At 71.4% G+C, this 24,552-nt stretch carries 18 protein-coding genes; 10 read left to right on the forward strand and 8 right to left on the reverse strand.

Translation table 11 applies throughout. From position 1 onward, the window contains the following. Positions 1-20: 20 nt before the first annotated feature. Together OV090_RS32230 and OV090_RS32235 are read right to left on the reverse strand one after the other, a co-directional pair. Positions 21-2,345, reverse strand: coding sequence for a TonB-dependent receptor (locus OV090_RS32230; RefSeq protein ID WP_267708501.1), 2,325 nt, complete (start codon positions 2,343-2,345; stop codon positions 21-23). Between the two features lie 147 nt (positions 2,346-2,492). Continuing rightward, the gene (locus tag OV090_RS32235; RefSeq protein WP_267708502.1) at positions 2,493-3,665 is read right to left on the reverse strand and encodes a hypothetical protein; all 1,173 of its coding nucleotides are present in this window, start codon (positions 3,663-3,665) and stop codon (positions 2,493-2,495) included. Between the two features lie 145 nt (positions 3,666-3,810). On the opposite strand from OV090_RS32235, the gene OV090_RS32240 reads away from it, so the two are divergent. The 5 genes from OV090_RS32240 (at position 3,811) to OV090_RS32260 (ending at position 8,511) form a co-directional block, all read left to right on the forward strand. Then, complete coding sequence (locus OV090_RS32240; protein ID WP_267708503.1) at positions 3,811-5,070, forward strand: hypothetical protein; 1,260 nt, start codon at positions 3,811-3,813, stop codon at positions 5,068-5,070. Positions 5,071-5,097: 27 nt separating this feature from the next. Further along, entirely contained in the window at positions 5,098-5,514 is a 417-nt protein-coding gene (locus tag OV090_RS32245) for a hypothetical protein (protein WP_267708504.1), read from the forward strand. A gap of 138 nt (positions 5,515-5,652) precedes the next feature. Then, positions 5,653-5,967, forward strand: coding sequence for a YfhL family 4Fe-4S dicluster ferredoxin (locus OV090_RS32250; RefSeq protein ID WP_267708505.1), 315 nt, complete (start codon positions 5,653-5,655; stop codon positions 5,965-5,967). A 435-nt stretch (positions 5,968-6,402) separates the two neighbouring features. Then, positions 6,403-7,452 carry a lysylphosphatidylglycerol synthase transmembrane domain-containing protein gene (locus tag OV090_RS32255; RefSeq protein WP_267708506.1) on the forward strand — a complete coding sequence of 350 codons (1,050 nt, stop codon included), beginning with the start codon at positions 6,403-6,405 and terminating at the stop codon, positions 7,450-7,452. Between the two features lie 75 nt (positions 7,453-7,527). Continuing rightward, on the forward strand, positions 7,528-8,511 hold the full coding sequence (locus OV090_RS32260; protein WP_267708507.1) for a lysylphosphatidylglycerol synthase transmembrane domain-containing protein: 984 nt from the start codon (positions 7,528-7,530) through the stop codon (positions 8,509-8,511). Between the two features lie 64 nt (positions 8,512-8,575). On the opposite strand, the gene OV090_RS32265 is transcribed toward OV090_RS32260, so the two are convergent. The 3 genes from OV090_RS32265 to OV090_RS32275 form a co-directional block, all read right to left on the reverse strand. After that, positions 8,576-10,576, reverse strand: a complete 2,001-nt coding sequence (locus OV090_RS32265; protein ID WP_267708508.1) for an alkyl sulfatase dimerization domain-containing protein — start codon at positions 10,574-10,576, stop codon at positions 8,576-8,578. Positions 10,577-10,933: 357 nt separating this feature from the next. Beyond that, positions 10,934-12,979 carry an alpha-amylase family glycosyl hydrolase gene (locus OV090_RS32270; protein WP_267708509.1) on the reverse strand — a complete coding sequence of 682 codons (2,046 nt, stop codon included), beginning with the start codon at positions 12,977-12,979 and terminating at the stop codon, positions 10,934-10,936. A gap of 216 nt (positions 12,980-13,195) precedes the next feature. Next, a complete protein-coding gene (locus OV090_RS32275) occupies positions 13,196-14,113 on the reverse strand; it encodes an NAD-dependent epimerase/dehydratase family protein (protein ID WP_267708510.1) in 918 nt (305 codons plus the stop codon). A 92-nt stretch (positions 14,114-14,205) separates the two neighbouring features. Between OV090_RS32275 and OV090_RS32280 the strand changes: the two genes are divergently transcribed. Together OV090_RS32280 and OV090_RS32285 are read left to right on the forward strand one after the other, a co-directional pair. Beyond that, positions 14,206-15,090 carry a LysR family transcriptional regulator gene (locus OV090_RS32280; protein ID WP_267708511.1) on the forward strand — a complete coding sequence of 295 codons (885 nt, stop codon included), beginning with the start codon at positions 14,206-14,208 and terminating at the stop codon, positions 15,088-15,090. A 225-nt stretch (positions 15,091-15,315) separates the two neighbouring features. Then, entirely contained in the window at positions 15,316-15,915 is a 600-nt protein-coding gene (locus tag OV090_RS32285) for a hypothetical protein (RefSeq protein WP_267708512.1), read from the forward strand. A 73-nt stretch (positions 15,916-15,988) separates the two neighbouring features. Here the strand turns inward: OV090_RS32285 and OV090_RS32290 are convergent, their stop codons facing one another. From OV090_RS32290 to OV090_RS32300, 3 genes are all read right to left on the reverse strand, one after another. Beyond that, positions 15,989-16,594, reverse strand: a complete 606-nt coding sequence (locus OV090_RS32290) for a TetR/AcrR family transcriptional regulator (RefSeq protein ID WP_267708513.1) — start codon at positions 16,592-16,594, stop codon at positions 15,989-15,991. A 32-nt stretch (positions 16,595-16,626) separates the two neighbouring features. Continuing rightward, positions 16,627-18,006 carry a cytochrome P450 gene (locus tag OV090_RS32295; RefSeq protein ID WP_267708514.1) on the reverse strand — a complete coding sequence of 460 codons (1,380 nt, stop codon included), beginning with the start codon at positions 18,004-18,006 and terminating at the stop codon, positions 16,627-16,629. A gap of 298 nt (positions 18,007-18,304) precedes the next feature. Beyond that, positions 18,305-20,443, reverse strand: a complete 2,139-nt coding sequence (locus tag OV090_RS32300; protein ID WP_267708515.1) for an alpha-amylase family glycosyl hydrolase — start codon at positions 20,441-20,443, stop codon at positions 18,305-18,307. 97 nt (positions 20,444-20,540) lie between these two features. Between OV090_RS32300 and OV090_RS32305 the strand changes: the two genes are divergently transcribed. Genes OV090_RS32305 through OV090_RS32315 form a run of 3 tightly spaced genes read left to right on the forward strand, consistent with a single transcriptional unit; the run spans position 20,541 to position 24,547 of the window. Next, entirely contained in the window at positions 20,541-20,849 is a 309-nt protein-coding gene (locus tag OV090_RS32305; RefSeq protein ID WP_267708516.1) for a hypothetical protein, read from the forward strand. A 57-nt stretch (positions 20,850-20,906) separates the two neighbouring features. Beyond that, complete coding sequence (locus OV090_RS32310; RefSeq protein WP_267708517.1) at positions 20,907-22,565, forward strand: carbohydrate porin; 1,659 nt, start codon at positions 20,907-20,909, stop codon at positions 22,563-22,565. 20 nt (positions 22,566-22,585) lie between these two features. Beyond that, positions 22,586-24,547: an alpha-amylase family glycosyl hydrolase gene (locus OV090_RS32315; RefSeq protein ID WP_267708518.1), complete on the forward strand. Its 1,962-nt coding sequence runs from the start codon at positions 22,586-22,588 to the stop codon at positions 24,545-24,547. Positions 24,548-24,552: the final 5 nt, after the last annotated feature.

Consider the following 24,552-nt stretch of genomic DNA (forward strand, 5'->3'; position numbering starts at 1 on the left):
ATGCTCCTTAAAACATGTCCTCACATCAAGGCTCCCCACGTGCGCCAGAACCACCGCTCGACGCGGCGCACCCCGGCGGTCCAGACCCGGCGGTTGACCTTGCCGCGCTTCCAGCTGGTGCGGGCCTGCTCGCCGGCCTTGCCGCGGATCCACTCGTGGGCGAAGCCCAGGTTGAAGTAGAAGGTGCGCGGGCGCATGGCCAGGATGCCGCCGTTGATGTCGTCGGAGCGGGTGAACCACTGCTCGTTCAGCAGGTTCTTGACGCCGACGGTCGCCTCGAGCCGCCAGCCCGCGGGCAAGCTGGCGCGGTAGCCGAGCCACGCGCCCATCAGCGTGTAGGCGGGCATCGTCCCGACCTCGCCGGTCGCGCGCGGGGCGTCCCAGTTGGCGTAGTCGGTGTACTGCCGGTCGACGAACTCGACCTTGGTGCCGACGCGCAGGCCGAACGGCGCCTCGTAGCTGGCCGAGCCCCACACCTCGTGCGCCGGGTACCACGGCATGCGGTTGCCGCTGTAGAGGTCGCGCAGCACGCGGCTGCCGTTGTACGCGTAGCCGACGTTGAGCTCGAGCCCGTCGACCTTCTCCCACACCTCGCCGGGCAGCCACTCGAGGTCGACCTCGGCGCCGTAGGTGTGGGCCGCCGGGATGATGTCGATCGCGTTCTCGCCCTCGTCGCGCAGGTTGTTGAAGTAGCGGTACCAGCCGTCGACGGTCGCGTACACCCCGCCGAGCTCCATCAGCTTCACGCCGGCCTCGACGGTGTCGGCCAGCTCGGGCTTGATGAAGCGCAGCGCCCGGCCCATCGCCTCGCCCGGGTTGATCGGCTGGATCGCCCCCGACAGGTAGCTCGGGGCCCCGAACGAGCGCCCGTAGCCGAGGTAGAGCCCGACGTGGTCGCCGCCGTACCACAGCGACGCCGCCGGCAGCGGCCCGCCGTACAGCGGCCGCGGGTAGCTCAGGCCCTCGAGCACGTTGTAAAAGCTCTGCTTGGTCAGCTCGAGCCGCACGCCGGCGGTCAGCACCAGCTTGGTGTCGAGCAGGTAGATCTTGTCCTCGAGGTAGAGGGAGTAGCCGCCGATCCGGCCGTCGAAGCAGCGCAGCGCGTTGGGCGAGCCCTCCGGCAGGATCGTGCCGCGCGGGCACACGCGCGCGTCGCCGTCGGCCTCGAGCTTGTCGCCGGGGCGGTCGGGGAACTCGACGCGGAAGCCGCGGATCCGCGCCGTCTCGAACACCCCACGCGTGCCGATCGAGAGGTCGTGGAAGCCGCCGCGGTGGCGCACGCGGAACGCGTAGCGCGGCTCGATGCCGACCACGTCGAACGCCCGCGGTTGCACGAGCAGGAACGTCGGCGCCGCGCCGAGGTTGCGGTCCTCGTTGGTCGCCTGGACCACGCGCCGCAGCGTGTGGCTGTAGAACGCGATCACCTGCAGCTCGTGCTCGGCCTTGGGCCGCCAGTGCAGCTTGAGGCTGGTGCCCTCGCGGTGGCCGTTGAAGGTGTCGTACGGGCGGTTGCTGGCGAACCGGTCCTTCTCGTAGGTCTCGGAGTCGACGCCGCCCGGCAGGTTGGTCTTCTCCCAGAACAGGTGCGTGCTCGACAGCAGCTCGAGCCGCTTCGTCACCGGCACCGCGAACTTGACGATCCCGCCGTGGCTCTGGAACTCGCTGTGCTCGCGGTACGTCTTGCCGAACCGCGGCGCGTACTCGACGTACACCCCGATGCCCTTGTGCGTGCCGCCGTACGAGGCCGCCGCGCCGGCGTCGCCGAACTGGTCCGACTGGGCGAACACCGACACCGTCGGGTTCTTCGGGATCGGGTGCGACACCATGTTGAACACGCCGCCCGACGTCCACGGCCCGAAGCGCACCGACGAGCCGCCGCGCACCGTGTCGACGCGGGCGATCTGGAACAGCGACAGCGGGAACAGCACCATCGACGGCGCGCCGTACGGCGCCGGCGCCACCGGCACCTCGTCGAGCAGCACCGTCGCCTGCTCCGACAGCCGGGGGTCGGCGCCGCGGACCGCGAGGTTCAGCTTGGACGCCGACGTCGACAGCCCCGACGCGCCCTCGACCGCGCGCACCCCCGGGACCTTGTCGAGCAGCTCCGCCACCCCGCTCGCGCCCTGGGCCTTCGCCTGGTCGACGTCGACCACCTGCCGCCCGCCCGCGTGGCGGTGGGCGTCGACCCGGCTCGAGCGGCCGAGCAGGTCGGTCGTGACCTCGATGTCGCGCGACTCGCCCGGCAGCAGCTTGCCTCCGCTCGCCGCCGGGGGCGCGCTCACGGGCGCGCCGGCGACCGGGGCGGCCTCGCCCGCCTCGGCTGATTCGCCTGGCTCTTCGGGCATGCTCTTCGGGGCAGGTCCCTGGGAGAATGTCCAATCGGGCCTGTCCTCCGGGGCAGGTACGTCCGGCGCGGCGTCCGGCCCCTCGTACGCGCGAGGGTCGGTCGCCAGCAGCAGGGCGAGTGGGAGCGCGAGCGACGACACGACGGCTCAGGGCACGACGACGGCCGTGGCCCCGCGGATCCGCAGGCTGCGATCGGGATCGGTGAACTGCGGCCCGAGCTCGTCGTGGACCGCGAACTTCCACGACCCCGGCGCCTCGGCGGTCGGCTCGGTGATCTTGTAGACCGTGCCGCCGATGCCGACGCCGTACAGGGCGCCCTGGACGCGCGCCAGGCCCTCGATCTCGAAGCCGGCCGGGATGTCGTCGATGAACGGCCCGTACGCGCGCGGCTCCGGCATGTCGCCGGTCGCCGCCACCCGCAGCAGCTCGTGCCGGCCCTCGGGGAACGTCTCGGACATCTCGCCGCGGACCAGCGCGAGCACGTCGCCGTCTGGCCCCGGGGCCATGTCCCCGGAGACGCCCACCTTCTCCTCGAACTCGGCGTGGACCGAGCAGATCGGCGCGCAGGCGTAGTACATCGGGTCCTGGCTGATGTCGCTCGGCAGCACGCAGTGCTCGGGCGCGGCCAGGAACGCCGGGTCGAGCAGGAACAGCGCGCCGCGGGCGTCGAGGCCGTTGCCGGGCTTGCCGGCCGAGGCGGCGAACAGCGAGTCACCGACGAACTCGAGCCCGGTCATGCTCTGGCGCCAGTAACAGCCGTCGGTCGCCGGGTCCTTCACGTCGCCGTACTTGAAGGCGTAGCGGACGCTCTCGACGCGGTTGTCGGCGCGCTTCCAGTCGGGCACGCCGAGGGTCATCAGGCCCCACTCGTCGTTGAGCGGGTCGTAGCTGAGGCCCCACAGCCCCTTGTCGGCGTGCCAGGCCAGGTCGCGCACGGTGAACCGCAGCAGCGACGTGTCGGCCATCGAGATCGGGCCCATCTTGTCGTCCAGCCACAGGTTGCCGACCTTGGCCAGGCAACCGCCCGCGTCGCACGGCTTCGAAGGGTCGTACAGGTACAGCGCGTTGCCGACGAACCGGCCCTTGTCGTCGAGCGGGAAGTTGGACTGGAAGTTGGCCCCGCCGTCGGTCGGCTTGGTGTTGACGATCAGCATCAGCTCGCCGCGGAGCGGCTGATCTTCGGGACAGCCTTCACAGAGGTCGACCTCCGGTGGCAGCCCGTCGCCCTCGTACGTGTCCGGCTGCATCGGCTCGAAGCCCACGCAGCCCCACGCGACCGTCGCCATGCCGGCGAGGGCAATATTGAAAATCGTTTTCATTTTTCGGGTTCTGTAGCACCGCAGTCCCACGGGGGTCAAGCAGGTAACTCTCCCCAAGAGACAGGAAACGAATGACCTTGCAAATGATTTTCCTTTTCATTATGACCGGCTCCGTTCGCTTCCAAGCGTCCATCAGGAGACTTTCATGCGCCTGCGCAGCCTTCCCCTACTCGCCCTCTCGCTCGGTCTCGCCGCCTGTCCCAGCAACGAATCGGAGACGGACGGCACCACCGACGCCTCGACTGCCGGGCCGACCACCGACGGGCCGACGACCGAGGGCACCGAGACGGCGGGTCCCACGACCACCGAGGACGAGCCGACCGCCGGGACCACCGGTGAGCCCGGCGGCGACCTGAACCCGCACACCCTCGGCGACCACGCCAGCCAGACCTGCAAGGACGCCATGGCGGGGGCCGCGACCTTCCTCGCCGCCACCGCCGACGCCGACGCCGCCGCCGCCACTGCCGCCTACACCGACGCCCTCAAGGTCTACGTGCAGGCGCTCGACACCGCCAACGAGCGCGACGACGACAGCGCCATCACGGCCGCCCTGGCCGACGCCGACGGCCCCGGCGCCGCGCTCGCCGAGGGCCACCTGTACACCAGCCTGATGTTCCAGCTGCGCGCCAACCTCTCGGCCGTCGAGACCGGCGCCGAGGACAAGTACGCCGCCTGGGACGAGGCCCACTGCGTGTGGGACGGCGCCCTGCGCAGCCTCGCCGAGCGGGCCCAGACCACCGGCTGGGAGGGCGCCGGCGACCCGATGATCGCCGACATCGACGCCGCCTTCGCCGCCGGCCACGACGGCCTCAGCGGCGAGCCCCCCGCCACCGCGATCGACGACTGGCGGATCCCCCCGAACAAGCAGATCATCGAGAAGACCCTGTTCCGGGCCGCCCACCGCGACATCGTCGGCCAGGCGATCGGCGCCGCCATGGCCGTCGACGCCACCCTGGCGGCCCGCGCGCTCGGCGTGTTCGGCATCGTGCGCGACCGCCTGGAGGGCCGCAACACCCCCGGCATCGCCCTCATCGAGGGCATGCTGGCCGGCGACCCGGCGATGGTAAGCGGCACGCTGATCGCCATCGAGATGGACAAGGCGTTCGCCAAGCGCACCCGCAACTACGCCGACCAGGCGTTCAGCGAGGGCCTCGGGATCCCGCCGAGCTACAAGGGCGCGGTCGAGGGGCGCACCTACGCCAAGCTCATCGTCGCCGGGATGGGCTCGGCGATGATGAACACCGAGGCCTACCTGGCCGACTGGGACACCTACGCCGAGCTGGTGCGCACCGGCGAGGACGAGGCGGCGGCCATGGAGGTCAGCCAGCGCCTGATCGACGCCACCTGCGCGTACCAGACCGCGCTCGGAATCGCTGCCTGCACCGGCAGCGATGACGAGATGTAGCCCGTCAGCGCAATATGGCCGCACTGCATGGCCGAGATTTTTTCCGGGTTCAGCGAGTTCGGCCGCGTGTTGGCCGACTACATCACGCGTGAGACCGCCGTGCGCGGGGCGGTGCTCAGCGACGACCAGGGCGACGCCGTCGACCTCGTCTTCGACGAGGACCGCACCACCGCCCTGGAGGTCCAGATCCTCGGCGCCCAGCTCGACCGGGCCGCCGAGCGGCTGTCTTCATGGTTCCAAGATCGCGGCCGAGGCCCCTGTGAGATCTTGATTGAGGCAAGTCACGGCCGCCTCTGCTGCGCATTCGTCGGCGGCGCCTACGTGCTGGCGGTCGTCTCGGAGCCCGCCCAGGGGGACGACGAGGCCCGCGCCGCCGAGGCCGAACGCGTGCTCGCGGGCTTCCGGGACCTGCGCCGTGACATCGAGGCGCTGCTGCAGGCCTGACTGCGGCCGCTGCGGGGAGCGGCACGCGACCTTGACGCAAGGTCACATGTTGCGCGCCACACCTGCTGCGCCGCCGCCGTCCAGGCGTGGCACACTGCGGGCGCGTGGCCCCGGCCCGGAAGGAGCCCAGTTTTACCCATGGCGACCCACATCACTGAAGAGTGCATCAACTGCGGCGCGTGCGAGCCGGAGTGCCCCAACGAGGCGATCTCGGAGGGCGACGACCGGTATGTCATCGACCCCAACCTCTGCACCGAGTGCGTCGGGTTCCACGATTACGAGGCCTGCCAGGCCGTGTGCCCGGTCGAGTGCTGCGTCCCCGACCCCGAGCGCCGCGAGAGCGAGGAGACCCTCCTCGAGCGCGCCCGCAAGCTGCACCCCGAGAAGAACTTCCCCTCGGTCGCCGACCTGCCCAACGACCTGAGCCGGTTCCGCAGCGCGAAGAAGAAGTGAGCCCTCGCGGCCGCTCGTGATCCGACAACCTGCCCACTCGAGAGCGGCGTCCTGCGCCGCTCTTTGTGTTGGGTCGAATCGACGGCGCTGCCCCCTCGCGCGACGAAGCAGCGACGCCGTCCGTGCCCTCTCCTGCGGCCGACCCGGCGCTCGTCCTCCTCGCCGACCGGCTCGCGCCGCTCGATCGCCTCGCGCCGCGGCCCCTCGCCGAGCGAGCGGCCCGCGAGCGCCGCAGTTCGGGCGGGTGCATCACCTCGGCGGCGAGCGCGGCGCTCCCCTCGTGCGCCCGGGTCGTCGAGCCCTGCCGCGAGCGGGGGCCCCGCGAGCCGGATCGGCGCCGCGTGAGGCCTCTCCGCCGCGGCGGGCGGCGATCGGCGGCGGGTCCGAACCAGGGCCCTGACATTCGCCGCCGCCCCGGGGACACTCTCGCCGACAGTGACGATCGAGCCCGCTCCCGCGCCGACCGCAGCGCCCGCCTCCGGGCGTCCGTGGCTGCGCGTCGGCCTGTCGCTGGGGATCACCGGCCTCGCGCTGTGGCTGGTCCAGCGCCAGCTCGACCCACTCCCTGACGCGCTCGAGATCGCCGCCTGGGGTCTGCCCGCCTACCTCGCCACCCTGCTGCTGTACGCCTTCTTGCGGTCCGCCCGCTGGTGGTTCCTCGTCAGGCCTTTGGGACAGGTTCGCTTCGGCGACGTCATGCTCGTCGGGCTCGCCGGCGCGCTGTGGATCGTCGCCCTGCCGTGGCGGCTCGGCGAGCTGGTGCGGCCGGCCCTGCTCGCGCGGCGCAGCGGCATCCCGGCCAGCCAGCTGCTCGGCACCGTCGCCATCGAGCGCGTCGTGGACGGCCTGTGCGTGTGCGCGGCCTTCTTCGTCGCCGCCGCCGGCGCGCCCGACGTCCCCTCGCTGACCGGCCTCTACGCCGCCTGCACGGCCGCCTTCGCCCTGTTCGCCGGCGCTCTCGCCGTCCTCGTCGTCCTCGCGCGCTGGCCCGCCGCGCTCGAGCTGCTGCTGCGCCGCGGGCTCGGGCGCATCGCCGCGCGGCCGGCCGCCATCCTCGCCGACGTCGCCCGCGGCCTGGCCGACGGCCTGCGCGCCCTGCCCTCGCTGCGGCCGCTGCTGCTGTTCCTGCTCGGCACGGTCGCCTACTGGGGCACCAACGTGTTCGGCATGGCCCTGCTCGCGCGCGCCTGCGGCCTCGACCTCGGCCCGCTCGAGGCGCTCGCGGTCCTCGCCGTCCTCAACCTCACCCTGCTCGTGCCCGGCCCGCCCGCGCACGTCGGCACCTTCCAGCTCGGCGTCGCTGCCGGCCTCGGCCTGTTCCTCCCGCCCGACGTCGTCCGCGCCGGCGGCTCGACCTACGCCTTCTTCCTCTACACCTGCCAGCTCGCCATGATCGCCGCGCTCGGCATCGCCGCCAGCCTGCGCCTGCGCCTCGGCTGGCGCGCGGCGCTCGACCTGCGCCCGTCCGCGCCCGCGAGCGCCTAGCCCTTCGCACATGTCCCTTCCTTCCTGCCCGATGCAACAGGTCCGTTCGGACATGTCCCCGAGGAGGGCCCGCGCGTGAGCCCGCGCCTGCGCACCGCGCTCAAGCTGCTGCTCGGCCTCGGCCTGCTCGCCGGCCTGGTGTGGTGGCTGGTGCCCGGCGGCGACGAGCTGCGGGCCGCGCTCGCGCGCGCCGAGCTGCGCCCGGGCTGGCTCGGCGTGTGCCTGCTGGCGACCTTCGCCGCCACCCTGGTGACCAGCGCGCGCTGGCGCCTGATGGCCGAGGCGATGGGCGGCAACCGCCTGCCGCTGATCGCCTACTTCCACAGCCTCGCCCTGACCAAGATCCTCGGCCAGGTCAGCTCCGCGTTCGTCATGGACATCGTCGGCCGCGGCGTCGCCCTGCGGGCCGCCGGCTCCCAGCGCGGCCTCGGCCACGCGATCACTCAGGCAGTGCTCGAGCGCGTGTTCGACCTCGTCCTGCCGGTCATGCTGCTCGCCTGGGCCCTCGTCGCCTGGCGCGGCGGCCTCGATGGCGCCCAGGCGGCCGGCTCGTTCGCCGGCGTGTGCCTGCTGTTCGCCGCGCTCGCCGCGGTGTGCCTGGCCCCGCTGACCCGCCTGGCCCTGCGCGCGTACGCGGCCGCCCGCGCCCTGCGGGCCCGACTGCGCCGCGTCGCGGTCGACGACCCCGAGCTCGACCCGCCGGTCGTCGACCGCCGCCTGGCCGTGCAGATCGGCGTGCTCAGCCTGCTGCGCTACCTCTCGGCCATGCTGCTGTTCTGGTCGACCGCGGCCGGGATCGGCGTCGACTTCAGCTTCTTCCAGATCGCCGCCGCCACCCCGGTCGGCCAGCTCGCGGGCATGCTGGGCTTCACGCCGGGGGCGCTGGGGATCCAGGAGGCCGGGTGGGTCGGCGGCTTCAAGTGGGTCGGGGCCGACGACGCCGCGATCGCCCTGTTCGTGCTCAGCTCGCGCCTCGTCATGACCGCCTCGTTCGCCGTGCTCGTGCTCGTCAGCTGGCCGCTGCTCCGCCGCAGACGCACCGCGACCCCGGCGTCGTGACAGGTCCTTTCGGACATGTCTCTAAGGACATAGCCGAGAGAGCCTGTCCGAGACGACATGTCGCTCACGGCGTGACGATGTCGAACGACGGCGGGAAGCGATCGAGCAGGCCGAAGAACTCCTCGACTGCCGCCCGGTCGCCGCGCAGCTTGAGCGCCTTGGTAGCGATCGCCTGCTCGATCGTCGTCTTGCCGAGCTGCAGCTCGATGAGGGTCAGCTTCTGCAGCGTCAGGCCGGCGTCGGCGCCGTCGACCTCGGCGGTGCGACGGGTGTAGTTCAGCACCCCGCGGTCGACCGTCAGCTCGTAGCGCTCCTTCAGGTCGGTGAGCTCGACGTCGAGCTTCAGCGTCTTGGCGGCCGCGCGGGCCCCGTTGAGGCGGACCGCCAGGTAGTCGAACAGCAGCGCCGGCGGCAGGGCGCGCAGCGTGTCGCGGCCGCTCGGGTCGATCGGCTCGCCCTTGGGCACCCCGTGGCGCAGCTCGTAGGCGCCCTGCAGGTACTCCGAGCGCCACGGGCCCGACTCCGCCTGATAGCCGAGCTGCTCGTACGCGTCCGCCAGCAGCTCCTTGGCCGCCGCGTTGTCCGGGTCGGCGAACACCACGTGGCGCAGCACCTGCGCCACCCAGCGGTACTCGCCGCGCTCGAAGTCGGCGCGGGCGCGCTCCAGCACCGCCGCCTCGCCGCCCATGTATTCGACGTACTTGCGGGCCGCCGGCTCCTGCGGCAGTTCGTTCAGGTCCGACGGGTTGCCGGTGTAGAAGCCCATGTAGCGGTCGTACACCGCCCGCGCGTTGTGGCGGACCGTCCCGTAGTAGCCGCGGTTCGGCCAGTACTGCGCCAGCGCCGGCGGCAATTGCAGGTACTCGGCGATCTCGGTGCCGATATAGCCGAAGTTCAGCATGTGCAGCGATTGATCGTGGATGTACTTGTAAAGGTCGCGCTGCTTCTCGAGGTAGTCGCGCACGTTCTTCTGGCCCCACATCGGCCAGTGGTGGGCCTGGAACTTGACCTCGAGCCCGTCGCCGTACAGCTCGATCGTCTGCTGCAGGTACTTGGCCCACGCCAGCGCGTCGCGGACCGGGGCCCCGCGCAGCGTCTGGATGTTGTGAAGGGTGTGCGTCGCGTTCTCCGCCATCCACATCGCCTTGAACTGCGGGAAATAGGTGTTCATCTCCGCCGGCGCCTCGGTGTCGGGCGTCAGCTGGAACACCATCTTCACCCCGTCGATGACCAGCTCCTGCCCGGTCTTCGTGATCGACTGCGTCGGCGCGATGAGCGACACCGTCCCCGTCGCGTTCGCGATGCCGAGGCCGCTGCCCACATTGCCCTGGGCGTCGCGCGGGAGAAACATCCCGTACATGTACGCCGCGCGCCGACTCATCGCCGAGCCCGCGAGCACCATCTCGCTGACCGCGTGGGCCATGAAGCCCTCCGGGGCGATGACCCGCACCCGACCGGAGCGCACGTCGGCCTCTTCGACCAGCCCCCGCACCCCGCCGTAATGATCGGGGTGCGAATGGCTATAGATCACAGCCACGATCGGCCGGTCGCCGAGGTGCTGCTTGACCAGCGCGTGCGCGGCCTTCGCCGACTCGATCGTCAGCAGCGGGTCCATCACGATCCACCCGCGGTCGCCCTTGATGTACGTGATGTTCGCCAGGTCGAACCCCCGGACCTGGTAGACCCGCTCCGTCACCTTGAACAGCCCGTAGATCATGTTGAGCTGGGCCTGCCGCCACAGGCTCGGGTTCACCGTCTCGGGCGCGGGCGCGTCGCGGCGGATGAATTTCTTGAAAGGCTCGAGATCCCACACCACGTTGCCGTCGGCGTCGGTGATCGTCAGCGTGTGCGGGCGAGCGATCAGGCCCCGCTCGGCGTCCTCGAAGTCCGCGCGGTCGCCGAACGGCAATTGCTGGAGCAGCGCCGCGTTGGCCTGGCGCGTCGCCTCGGTCGCGGCCTTCGGCCCCGAGGGCCCGGCGGCCAGCACCGCGACCTTGGCCCCGGCCAGCAGCAGGGCCACTGCGCCCATCGAGATCAGCAGGACACGGGGTCGGCGGAGCTGCATGTCAAGGCGTATGGCCGAGGACCGCGCCCGCGCCAGTGACCGCCCGCCCGCCCGTTCGCGGCCCCCGGGGCCCGCTGCGGCCGGCGGCCCGGCAATGTCCACACCTGTCCTCGGGGCCAGCAATCACCACCATCGCCGCTCCCCCCGCCGCCCGCCGATGCGGGCTGCGGCGCGCAGTGGCTGTCGTCACAGCGAGCGGCGGGCTCGCTGTTCCGCGCCTGCGACCCGGCGCGTGCCTCGCCCCGCTGCCTGCGAGCGCGACGCCGAGGGCCGCGCACGCGGCTCACGAGCGAGCGCCGGCGCCCGGCTCCCGCCGCCTTGCGCCATAGGACATGTCCCGGAGGACATGTCCCGTCCTCACGGCGCGACGAGCACCCGCGCCGAGCGGGCCGGCACCATCACCGTCGGCCCGTCGACGGTCTCGCCCGAGAGCTCGTCCTTGAGCGCCATCGCCGGCAGCCCGCCGACCGACTTGCCGGCGTCGCTGCGGTTGAGCGCGACCCACACCGTCTCGCCCTCGCCGGCCATCGAGTAGGCCATGGTGTCGGCGTCGGCGCCGAGCCGGGTGTACGCGCCGCGGCGGAGCGCCGGGTGGGCCGCGCGGATCGCCCCCAGATCCTGGATATGACCCAAGAGCCAGGTCTGCCCGCCCGAGTAGTTGGTCCACTGCATGAAGCGGCGGTTGTCGGGGTCGCCGGCGCCGGGCATCCCGACCTCGTCGCCGTAGTACACGAGCGGCGCGCCGGGGGTGGTGTACAGCATCGTGAACGACAGGCCGAGCCGCTCGAACGCCGCCGCCCCGCCGGGCAGGCCCGGCTTGCCGTTCCACGCCTTGTCCTTGCCGTCGGCCCACTGGTTGTTCCACACCGGCGTGTCCTCGGCCAGGTGGATCGCGCGCGGGATGTCGTGATTGCCGATGAACGTGCTCATCACCGCCGCGCCGCCGTTGTAATAGTTGTTGTTGCCGTCGAAGAAGTCGGCCAGCTCCGTCATCGTGCCCTGGCGCATCAGCACGTTGTAGGCCATCTGCATGCGCAGCGGGAAGTCGAACTGGCCGTCGAGCTTGTCGCAGCCGACGTACTTGTTGATGGTCGGCTTGTCGCCGGTGAACGTCTCGCCGACCATGTAGAAGTGCTGCCCCGACATCGGCTCGATGTCGGCCTTCACGCGCGCGCGCAGGTCGGTCAGCCACTCCATCTTGATGTGCTTGACCGCGTCGAGGCGGAACCCGTCGGCGCCGGTGTCCTTGATCCACTGGATCGCGTTGTTCACCGAGTAGTCGCGGGCCGCCTGGTTGCTGAAGTCGAAGTCGGGCAGGTAGTCGGTGAACCAGCAGCGCTCGCCGTCGGCCCCGTCCCACGAGCAGCCGGCCCCGCACACGCAGTCGCCGCCGTTGCCGTTGTCGTTCGGGTTGAACCAGTCCGGGTTGTCGACGTACACCGGCGCGCTGACGTGGACGTGGTTCATCGCGTAGTCGAGGATCACCTTGATGTCGGCCGCGTGGGCCGCGGTCACCAGCGCCTGCAGCTCGGCCAGCGTGCCGAAGTGCTCCTCGGTCTGCGTCAGGTCGGTCGGCCAGTAGCCGTGGTACGCGCTGTACATGTGCCCGTCGGTGCCGAGGCCGTCGTCCGACGTGTTGTTCATCGGCACCGTCAGCCACAGAGTGTTGACGCCGAGCTCGTTGAAGTAGCCGTCCTCGATCTTCGCGGTCACCCCGGCCCAGTCGCCGCCCTGCCAGTCGGCCGCCGTCTCGACCCCCGTCAGCGCGTCGTTGCCCGGGTCGCCGTTGTTGAAGCGGTCGACGAACACGAAGTAGATGATCGCGTCGCGCCAGTCGAACGCGCCGTCCTGCTCGACCGCGCACGAGGCCGCCTCGCAGGTGAACTCCTCGCAGGTCATCGGCTGCAGCACCGAGTTGAAGCCGCCGAAGCCGTCGTCGACCTGGTCGGGGTTGTTCGGGTCGGGGATCCACGTCATCGACCCGTCGATGCGCAGCTTGTACTGCACCGCCGTGTCCCACGGGACCGGCACGGTCACCCGCCAGGTGTTGCCGTCGCTCGTCATCGCCGCGCCCTTCGTCCACCCGTCGGGCGCGAAGCTCCCCATCACCTCGACCGACGTCTCGCCCATGTCGGGGTACGTGAACTCGTAAGCGCAACGCTTGAGGGCGTCGTCGCACATCGGCGGCGGCGGCTCGCCCGTGGTCGGATCGGGGCCGGTCGTCGGCTCCTCCTGTCCACCGGTCGCGTAGCCGGTCACGCCGCCGCCCATCGACGGGTCGTACGGCATCGTGCTCGGCGGCATCGTCGCCGTCGCGGTCGTCTCCGACTCCAGCGGCGGATCGGTGCAGCCGACGAGCAGGGTCGAAAGGACAGGTAGGACGATCCGGAGCGAGCGAGCCACGCAGGACCCAGGATGGCGCCGTTGCCCGCCCGGGGTCAAGCCTCCGGCCGCCTCCTACCCGCCCTCGCAGGCCCGGCAGGCCCGATCACGGTGGTGGGGCGTCACGGCCGGGCTCGCTGCGGGCCCGACCGCCCGCGCCGGCGTCTACCTGGCTTTTGAAACATGCCCGATCGACCATGGCGGCCGGCGCGGCTCCTCGAATCGTTCGCCCCGTCCTCACTTCGGCCCGAAGTCCGCGCGATAGCTGCCGCGCTCGACGTCCTCGAGCAGGTCGACCTGGCGCGGCTGCCAGCCGAGCGCGCGCGCGTGGGTGGCTCGCACGCGGCTGTTGGACGCCAGGCCCAGGCTCGCCGCCTCGACCCCGAGCGCCGCGATCGCCTCGCTCAGCGGCCACTCCACCGTGCGGTCGCCGAAGCCGAGCATGCGACCGATCGAGCGCGCCACGTCGGCCAGCGCCGCCTCGCCGTTCTCGGCGAAGAAGAAGCCGCCCGGCTCGGCCTTTTCGAGCACCAGCGCATACAGGTCGACCAGATCGTCGATGTGGACATTCGACCAAATGTTGCGACCCGGACCGATGTGGACCCCGGCCCCGCGCTCCTGGGCCGCGCGGATCAGCATCGGCACCTGGATCGAGTCGCGCTTGATGCCGGAGCCGCGGCCGTAGATCATCGTCGGGCAGATCACCGCGCTGCGGATCCCCTCGCCCGCCGCCTCGCGCACGAGGCGGTCGATCGCCACGCGCGCGACCTTGGCGGCGATCGGCGTGTTCGGCGTGTCGTCGGTGAACACCCGCTCCGAGCCCTCGCCCGTGCCCTCGTCGGCCACGATCGACGACCCGCTGGTGTGGATCAGCGTCTTGCCGGTCCCGCGCAGCCCGGCGATCAGCGCCTCGATCGCCGGCCGGTGATCGGAGTCGGCAGTGTTCACCACCACGTCGGCCTCGCCGGCCAAGCGCTGCAGCAGCGCCGCGTCGTCGAGCCCGCCGATCGCCGGCTGCACCCCGGTCGCCTCGATCCGCGCCGCCGCGCCCGGATCGCGAACCAGGCCGACCACCGCGAAGCCGTCCTGCGCCAGCCGCCGCGCCACCGAGCCGCCGATGTAACCGGAAACACCTGTCACGAATGCACGCTTCATCTCGAGTCCCTCGTGCGCCGAGTGTGGTCTGTTCCGCGCCAGCATGGTAGTTTGATTCCTGGCACACACCCTGTGCCATCGAGGCAAAGCCCGTGGATCTGAGCCCGCAACTCCAGGCGTTCGTCCGTAGCGTCCGGGCCGGCAGCTTCAGCGCCGCCGCGCGCGAGGCCGGCACCACCCCCTCGGCCTTCAGCAAGCAGGTCGCGCGGCTCGAGCAGAAGCTCGGCGTGCCGCTGGTGGTGCGCACCGGCCTGGGCCTGCAGCCGACGCCCGAGGGCGAGGCCCTGTTCGAGCGGGTCCAACGCGCCCTCGACGACATCACCGACGCCTGCGAGGAGGCGTCGCGCGCGACCGGCCCGCGCGGGGTCGTGCGCATCAGCGCGCCCGTCGAGCTCGGCCACGCCTGGCTGGTCCCGCGGCTGCCCGCGCTGCACCGGGCCCACCCGCAGATCGCAGTCGAGCTCGGCCTCGCCGACCGCTTCGTCGACCTGCAGGCCGAGCAATTCGACCTCGCCCTGCGCGTCGGCGGCGAGGGCGACGGCCGCCTGGTCCAGCGGCGGATCGGCCGCCTGCGCCGCAGCATCTGCGCCACGCCGGCCTACCTCAAGTCGCACGGGGTCCCGCGCACGCCCGAGGCGCTGGGCCGGCACGCCCTCCTCGCGATCCTCCGCGCCGGCCGGCGCGTCCCGTGGGAGCTGCCCGGCGGCGGCCGCCTGGTCCCGCAGGGCCCCGTCGCCGCCGACAGCAACGAGGCCCTGCGCCAGCTCGCCCTGGCCGGCATGGGCCTCGCCTGGCTGCCCGACGTCACGATCGCCGCCGACGTCAAGCGCGGCGCCCTGCGCGTCCTGTTCGCCGACACCCCCGAGGCCGGCCTGCCGATCCACCTGGTGTTCCCGCAGGGCCGCCTGCTCGCCCCCCGCGTCCGCGCCGTGGTCGACTTCCTGGTCGCCGCCGCCCGCACCAGCATGGCCGCTTGAACATGTTTTAAAAGACATGTCCATTCGGCAATCTCGGAGCGACCGCAAGAGGTCGCGCGCTCCATGAAACATGTCCCCAAAGACATGTCATGTCCCGTCCCAATCTCGCGGACGATCACGACATCTGCCGAATCCGTAATTTCAATCACAAAAATTTCACAGTCCACCCCATCGTATCGGCCGGTCGTCCAGCCGCCGCGGCGCGTGGTATGACCGGCGCGTGGCATGACCCTCGAGCCGGCACGATTCGGGCGCACGGCCGCCGCGCTGGCCCGCGGCCCGCTCGGCTTGCTCGCGCTGTGCCTCGTGTTCTCCTACGGCGTCGCCGGGGCGTTCGGCGGCGTCGCGGTCGACCACCTCACCGACGGCCAGCGCAGCGTCCTCGTCGGCTTCATCGTCCTGTTCCCGCTGGCCGTGCTGGCCGCCCTGTACCGGCTCGTCACCCGCCACCACCTCAAGCTGTACGCGCCCGGCGACTTCCGCGAGGAGCGGCACTTCGTCGAGGTCGGCCGCCCCGCGCCTTCACGCCTCACCGCGGTCAGCCCGCCGGACCTCGTCGAGCCGGTCGTCCACGGCGACGACTTCCTCCTCATCGACGTCGCCCCGCCCGCCAACAGCCCGCCGCGCCCGCGGCCCGGCTTCTGGACCCGCGCCGGCGAGACCTGGTACGTCACCCGCCAGGGCCTCGTGTACCTGCTGCGCTCGCCCGCCCAGCGGGCCCAGATCACCCGCGTCGACGGCCTGCCTGACGGCTGCAGCCCGATCGCCAGCCAGCACTGCGACCCGGCCCTTTGCGCCCTCGCCGAGGCCGCCGACTCGCGCTGACCTTGGGAACATGCCTCAAGGACCATGCCCCCGGGGACATGCCTGAAGCGACATGCCCCCGAGACCAGGCCCGTCACGCGTCGCCGTCTTCGCCGTAGAGCAGCCGGGCCGCGCGCGCCACCTGCTCGACCACCATCTCGGGCGTCAGGAGCCCGCCGGTCCAGCCGACCAGGCGCGAGAACCACACGTCCTCGAGCACCGCCAGGCGCTCGAGCTCGAGCGCGCTGACCGGCCCGTCGTCGCGCCCGCGGATCGCACCGACGATCAGCTCCATCAGCGCGGTGTGGAACCGCTGCAGCCGCTCCGCCAGCGCGTTCTCCCCGGTCGCGGCCGAGCGGATCACCGCGCGGCCGAGGTGGGGCCGGACGCACAACGTCTCGGTCAGCGCGGCGAAGCACTGGGCCAGCCGCTCGAGCCGGGTCTCGCCCTGCAGCGGTTCGGTGGCGAAGCGCTCGCGCAGCGCCACCAGCTCGAGCGAGAGGACGCCGACCAGCAGGTCCTCCTTGCTGCGGAAGCGCTTGTAGACCGTGCCGAGGGCCACGCCGGACGCCTGCGCCACGTCGCGCAGGCGCACCGCCGAGAAGCCGCCGGTCTCGGCGAGCCGGACCGCCGCATCGAGGATTCTGCGGGCGCGGTCGTCGACCAGGGTGAGCTCACCGGGGAGCGGGACTGCGGTCATCCACCTGGGTTTATGCAACCCCGGAGGCTCCGTCAACGCTTGGCCTCGACGCGAACGAGGACCCCGTGGCGCGGGCGCATCGTGATCTGGAACTCCTGCGCGATCCGGGCCCGCGCGCTCAGCGACAGGCGGAAGCGCTGGGCGATCATCGCCAGCACCAGAGTGCCCTCGAGCAGCGTGAAGTGATTGCCGATGCACATGCGCGGGCCGGCGCTGAAGGGGATGTACGCCAGCTTGTGCCGGGCTTGCGCCTGTCCTGGCATGAACCGCGCCGGCTCGAACCGCTCCGGGTCGTCCCAGAAGCGCGGGTCGCGGTGCATCAGGAATGGCAGGTAGAGCACGCGATCGCCCGGATACACGCGATGGCCCGCGAGCTCGGTCTCGGCGACGATGTCGCGCCCCCCGCTCCAGGTGGGCGGATACAGCCGCAGCGACTCCTGCAGCACCGCCTTGGTGTAGACGAGCGTCGACTGCACGTCCTCGGCGGTCGGCACGCGCCCCTCGAGCCGGTCGACCTCCTCAATCAGCTTGTCCCACACCGCCGGATGCGTGCCGAGCAGGTAGAACGTCCACGCCAGCGCGATCGCGGTGGTCTCGTGGCCGGCCAGGAAGAACGTGGCGATCTCGTCGCGCACCAGCCGCGGGTCGAGCGGCGCGCCGTTCTCGTCGCGCGCGTTGAGGTACGCCGCCAGCAGATCGTCACCCAGCGCGCCGGCCGCCCGCCGCCGCGCGATGATGTCGAACGTCACCTCGTCGAGCGTTCGCAGCGCCTTGCGCAGCCGCAGGTTGCCCGGCGTCGGCCAGTGCAGCGGCAGCTGCAGCATCTGGTTGCCGCGCCCCGACACCTGCTCGAGCGCCACGGTGAACGCCTCCGCCGACTCATTCACCTGCGCGCGCAGGTCGAGGCTGAAGAGCGTCTCGCCGATGATCTCCATCGCCAGCCCGAGCAGCTCCGAGTACACGTCGAACTCGTCGCCGACGCGGTAGCGCCGGGTCCAGTCGGCAAGAGTGCGCTCGGTCAGCCGCGTCATCTTGCCGGCCAGCGCCGCCACGCTGCCCTTGTTGAACGACGGCTGGGCGATCCGCCGCTCGCGCCGCCACAGCTCGCCCTCGCTGGTCAGGATCCCGTCGCCCACCAGCATGCGGATCGAGTCGTACGTGTCGCGCTTGCCGTACGAGTCCTTGTCGGTGAGCAAGATCTGCTCGACCGCGTCGGGGTGCAGCGCGACGAACAGCGAGTGCTTGCCGACGACCAGGCGGAAGAAGTCGCCGTGCTTCTGCCGCGCCGCCTCGACGACGGGCATGAGCCCGTGACGGGTCAACATCGGGATGTGGCCGAACACCGGCCAGCGCGTCGGCGTCGGGATCGAATCGATGGGCGGCGAGACACGATCGAGCAAGGCTTGCAGCAAGGCGGTCGTCCTTCTTTGAAACGCGTTCTACACCCCTAGAACACGTTTCATTTCGCCGCAAGCGCCGGCGTCGCGCGAGAGCGCGCATTCCTCGCCCAGGGCCCGAATCAGCCTCGCTGGCCGCGATCTGCGATCTCGCAAGCGGCCCGAATTCGCGCTCGCTTCCGCGCCGGAGCGGCCTCGCCCGCCCGCCCCCCGCGGGCGGGCCCGAGCCGCGCGAAAGAACATGCTTCTTCAAGCATGTCCCTCAAAACATGCCCGATGAGCCATGTCCCCTCGAACATGTCCCATCGCACCGTCACAGGCACGCGTCCCCGGCCGGCAGCAGCACCCGCTGCGAGCGCGGCGCCATCGGCACCGCCGTCGCCGGCGCGAGCGTGAACGCCTCGCCGGTGAGCGCGTCGACGTACTCGCCTGGCTGAAGGGACAGGTCCGTCAGCGCCACCTCTCGCCCCTCCCCCGCGCGCGACACCAGCACCAGCGCGCGCTCCCCCGCCGGCGTCGCCCGTTCGAACGCGTACGTATCGCCCGTCACAGTCACCGCCCGCCGCGACCCGCGGAGCAGCGCGGGCGAGCAGCGGCGCAGCGTCCCGAGCCGGCGCGCAGTCGCCAGCAGCTGCGCCTGCGGCGGCGACAGCCCGTCCCACGCCGGCATCACCCGCCGGCAGTCGGGGTCCTGCCCGCCGGCCAGCCCGACCTCGTCGCCATAATAGACCACCGGCAGCCCCGGCAGCGTCAGCACCAGCCCGAGCGCCAGCGCCAGGCGCTCGTACGGCAGCGCCGCGTCCGGCTGCGGCTCCGGGCTGGCCCATGGGTCAGAGGCAGTCCCGCCCGCCGCCTCCGACAAAAACCGCGTGACGTCGTGGTTGCCGATCATCCGCGTCAGAGTCCCGCCGCTGCCCGCGGTCTTCTCCTCGACCTCCACGAGCGACGCCTCGACCGCCGCGAAGCCGGCCGACTCGTGGGCGATCGCGTCGCGCAGCGCCCACATCAGCGGGAAGTCGAACACGCTGTCGAGCCCGTCGGGCCCGAGGTAGTAGCGGATCACCTCGATCCCCCACGCCCCCGGCCCGGTGAACACCTCGCCGACGAAGAAGCTCGCCTCGCGCGGCGCCAGCCGCTCGCGCACCTCCGCCGCGATCCGCCGGGTCGCCGCCCGCGGCATCATCGGCACCGCGTCGACCCGCAGCCCGTCGAGGTCGAACGCCTCCGTCCACCACACCGCGTCCTCGTAGGCCCAGCGCAGGGCCTCCGGCCGCTCGAGCCGCACGTCGGGCAGATACGGGGTGAACCAGCACGTCTGGATGTAGCGCCCCCAGTCGCAGCTGCCGAGCCCGCACACGCATGGCGGATCGGACATGTTCCAAAGATCTTGCGCCTGCGACTCGCGGTAGCGCGGGTTGTCCTCGTAGACGTGGTTGGGCACCAGGTCGAGCAGCACCCGCAGCCCGCGCGCGTGCGCGGCAGTCACCAGCGAGCGCAGCGCCGCCTCGCCGCCGATCCGCGGGTCCACCCCGCGCGAGTCGAGCGGCCAGTAGCCGTGGTAGCCCTCGTAGAGGTGGCCGTCGCCGCGACCCTCGCGGGCCTCGATCGGGTTGACGTACACCGGCGACAGCCACAGCGCGGTCGCCCCGAGCGCCTCGATCGCGTCGAGCTCCGCCTCGATACCCGCCAAGGTCCCGCCCGCGCGTCCGCCCGGGCTCGCCGGCGCAGCGAGCGGCGCCCCGCCCGATCCGCGGAAGCGGTCGATCATGATCTGATACAGCAGCCCCTCTTGCGGCCGCTCCGCCGCCGGCTCGACCCAACCGACCGCCCGCGCCCGCGCCTCGCGGCCGGCCTCGTCGATCGCCACCAGCTCGAGCGAGTGCTTGCCGCGCGGCAGCCCGGCGCGCGCGATCGAGATCGATCCGCTGGCCGCGTCGATCGTCGCCGGCACCACCGTCCCGTCGCTCGCGCGGGCCTCCGCGCGCTGCAGCGGCGAGCCGTCGGCCGCCGCGAGCAGCCGCGCCGACGTCGTCCACTCGCCGGTCGGCGTCGCAGTCACCCCGTCGACTACCAGCTGCGGCTGCCCACAATCGGCGATCCGCAGCAGCGACACCTCGAGGTCGTCCTGCTCCTGCCAGAACGTCGTCAGCGGGTTGTGGTCGTCGACGCGATCGACCCCGTCCTCGACGATCAGGTAGCCGTATTCGCCGGGCGGCAGCGCCACGCGGGCCACCTGCCACTCGGGGTCCTCCGCGCTGGCGCGCAGCGGGATCCCGGGCACGTACCACGAGTTCCACGAGCCCACGATCTCGAGCGTCGCCCCCGGGCGTTGCGGCTGGGCCCACACCGTCGCCGCGCAGTCGCGCCGCGGTGGCGCCGCGTCTTCGCACGCAGCGAGCCCGGCCGCGATCGCCGCGGCGGCGACTCGGGCGGACCTGCCTCGACCCCACATCGGCGCCCAGCGTATCACGACGGCGCCCGGCGCCGTCCTCTCCGTGCAGCCCCGTGCGCGTCTGCCTTGTGGTGCTACGGGTTTCACGGAGCCACTCATGCAGTCACAACAGATGATCCAGGCCCTCGCGCAGATCACCTCCGACTTCCGCCGCGGCGACATGGACGCCGCCTACCAGGGTTATCGCGACCTGTTCAGCAACCCCGCCTTCGCCCAGGGAAGTGCCGGGGATCGGCGACATGCGTTGCGGCAGTTCGTCCACACGCAGGGCGCCCCCGCCGAGTTCACCCGGAACATGCGGGTCGCCTACGACACCGCGGTCGGGCCGCTCCAGACCCTCGTCGCCGAGAGCGACGACCCCGGCGACCGCGAGTTGCTCCGGGCCCTGAAGCAGCGCCTCGGCTGATCCCGCGATCCACGCTCGACAACCGTCGTCGCTTCGGAGTACCAATGCGACGACGCCGTGCGCCGCGATCTACGTCCTCTCCTGCCCCTCGCCGTCGCGTTCCTCGGCGCCGCCGTCTCGCCCGCGGCCGCTGCTCAGAGCCCGGCCGCGCCGCCCACCACCTCGCAGCCCACGGCCTCGACGCCGCCGGTGACCCCGGCCCCGAGCGAAGCCGGCCCCGCTGGATCTGGCCCTGAGGACAGCTCGGTCCCCGTCGAGCCGGCGCCCGACGCGGTCCCGGCCGACGCCGCCGAGCCGGCGCCCACCGCCGAGAAACCGCCCGAGGCGCCCGTGCCCGAGCCGGAGCCCAAGCCGGCCAAACCGGCCTCTCGCGGCCCGCACCCGCACGATCCGAACAGCCCGCCCGGCCTCGCCGACGGCTTCCACTTCGGCTCGTACGGCCGCGTCATCGCCGGCGGCGACGCCGGAGGACGGGCCGGCCGCAACGGCGACATCGTCGCTCGCGGCTCGCGGCTCGACGAGGCCAACTACGCCGAGCTCGAGCTGCGGCGCGAGGACTACTGGAAGTCGACCGGCGCCTACACGCGGATCGTCGCCACCACCGCGTTCGCCAACCCGATCTTCCACTATAACGGCCAGTTTGCCGCCTCGCTGGCGATCCGCAACCTCTACCTCGAGGTCCGCAACGCCGGCGTCAAGGGCCTGTCCTTTTGGGCAGGTTCCCGCATGTACCGCGGCGACGACATCTACCTGCTCGACTTCTGGCCGCTCGACAACCTCAACACCATCGGCGGCGGCGTCGGCTACACCTTCAAGACCGGCACCGAGCTCAAGTTCCACGCCGGCCTCAATCAGCCGACCGATCCGTACTATCGCCAGACCATCCTGCGACCGCCGGCCTACAATCAATTCGGCGCCGCCGAGGTCGCGATCCTCGATCGCCAGAAGCTCGTCAGCAGCCTCAAGCTGACCCACACCTGGCCGATCGGCGACAGCGCCGGCATCAAGGGCATCCTCTACGGCGAGCTGCACTACGTGCCCGAGGGCCAGCGCGAGATCGAGAGCAAGGTCTACGAGAACGTGCCCAAGGACAAGGGCTTCGTCGGCGGCGCCCAGCTCAGCGCCTTCACCGGCAAGCGCAGCACCTACGTCAACCTCACCGCGCGGTTCGCCAGCGGCCTCGCGGCCTACGGCGAGCTCAACGCCGCGCGGCAGCTGCGGCCCGATCGCCTGACCACCGGCGCTTACGAGGCGCTGATCACCCTCAGCGGCAACTGGGAGCGCGGCCCGTTCGGCCTGCTGATGGGCTCCTATTATCGCCAGTTCCGCAACGCCAGCCGCTCGCTCGATTGGGACGACCTCAACGAGGGCATCGTCATCGTCCGCCCGCAGGTGTGGTTCGCCAAGATCGCCGGCGTCGCGCTCGAGGCCTCGTATCAGGCCCAGCAGCGCGGCGTCGCCACCGAGGCCGAGCCCAACCTGTTCAAGCCAGTGTTCGCGCAGATGGGCCGCTTCGGCCTCATCCCGTTCATCACCCCCGGCGGGCCCGGAGCGTTCCAGCGCCCGCACATCCGCCTGATCTACCTCCTCACCGTGCGCGACGCCGCCGCGCGCTCGTTCTACCCCGCCGAGGACGTGTTCGCCCGGCGAGGCATCGACCACTTCATCGGCGTCGGCGCCGAATGGTGGTTCGGGAGCACCAGCTACTTCCGCTGACGCGGTCTCGGAGACTGACCATGCCCGCTCGCCGACTCCTCGCCCTCGCCCCGACCCTGCTGGCCGCCGCCGGCTGCCTCCACTTCGACACCCTCGAAGAGCCCGTCAAGATGGCCACCCACGCGCAGGACTGGCGCGAGGCCGTCATCTACCAGGTGCTCGTCGACCGCTTCGACGACGGCGACGACGGCAACAACTACCTGCTCGACCGCGAGAACATGGCCCGCTACCACGGCGGCGACTGGATCGGGCTCGAGAACCGGCTCGACTACATTCAAGAGCTGGGCGTCAACACCCTGTGGATCTCGCCGGTCATCAAGAACATCGAGACCGACGCCAACGTCGACGGCTATCACGGCTACTGGGCCGTCGACCTGACCCAGCCGAACGCCCACTTCGGCAACCTCGACGACCTGCGCAGCCTCGTCCAGGCCGCGCACGAGCGCGACATGCTGGTGGTGATCGACATCGTCGCCAACCACATGGGTCAGCTGTTCTTCTACGACATGAACCTGAACGGCGTGCCCGACATCCTGCTGCAGGGCACCGGTACGCGGCCGCAGGGCACCCCTGTGCCGGGCGGCTTCGACCAGTCGGGCTTCACCCACATCACCGAGTACGACCCCGACTTCAACCCGCTCGGGATCCAGGCCTTCACCTCGCTGGGCCCGGCCGGGCCGGCGCCGGTCGTGTTCCCGTTCGACCCGAAGAGCGGCCACGTCACGCCGATGCCGGCGATCTTCCAGAACCCCGAGGTCTACAACCGCAAGGGTCGCACCTTCAATTACGACGACCCGCAGCAGCTGCTCACCGGCGACTTCCCCGGCGGCCTCAAGGACGTGAACACCACCCGCTGCGACGTCAAGCAGGCGTTCGTCGACTCGTACGCGCGGTGGATCGAGCTGACCGACGCCGACGGCTTCCGCATCGACACGGTCAAGCACGTCGAGTACGAGTTCTGGCGCTACTTCACCCAGCGGGTGCGCCAGCGGCTGGCGGCCCAGGGCAAGAGCAAGTTCTTCATGTTCGGCGAGGCCTTCGACGGCCGCGACGATCTGGTCGGCTCGTTCACCAAGAACGACCTGCCGAGCGACGAGGAGCTCGCGCGCGAGAACTCGTGCGACGACGGGCCGAAGCTCAGCGGCGACCAGCTCGACAGCGCCTTCTACTTCCCGCAGCACTACCAGGTGTTCCGCGACGTGTTCCAGGACGGCGCCTCGACCGACCGGATCGCCAACCTGTGGGCCAACAAGACCGTCAACTACGGCACGGTCGCGCCGAAGGACAGCGCCGGCATCGCCCCGCACAAGGTCCTCGTCAACTTCATCGACAACCACGACGTCGCGCGCTTCCTCTACTTCGCGCGCGAGCGGGTCGACGCCCACCCTGCCTTCGCCGGCAAGTCGGTGCGCGACAAGGAGCTGCGCCTGCGGGCCATGCTGCAGAACGCCCTGCTCATGCTCATGACCGCCGAGGGCGTGCCCTGCCTCTACTACGGCACCGAGCTCGAGTACCGCGGCGGCAACGACCCGAGCAACCGCGAGGACATGTGGCGGCCCTACCCGTACCTGGGCGAGACGACCCCGCCGCCGGCGTTCGACACCACCGGACCGACCTTCGTCTTCACCAAGAAGCTGCTCGAGTACCGGAAGAAGCTGGCGGCGCTGCGCCGCGGCGACACCAAGGTCGTGTGGTCGACCACGCGCACCGGCGACGAGTCGGACGCCGGCATCTTCGCCTTCGAGCGCGCCGGCGGCGAGGCCGGCAACAACTACGTGCTCGTCGTGTTCAACACCAACCAGAACCACGACAGCCGCACCCAGTTCGAGGGCGCCGCCATGACCATCTCGGCCCCCGCCGGCGCGGTGCTGGTCGACGTCCTCGGCGGCAACAAGAAGTACACCGTCGGCGCCGGCGGCACCCTCGACCTCACCCTCCCGCCGGTGTCCGGCATGCTCCTGGTCCCGCAGCAGGACGTCTGACGCAT

The organism is Nannocystis sp. RBIL2 (assembly GCF_026626745.1).
GTDB lineage: Bacteria > Myxococcota_A > Polyangia > Nannocystales > Nannocystaceae > Nannocystis.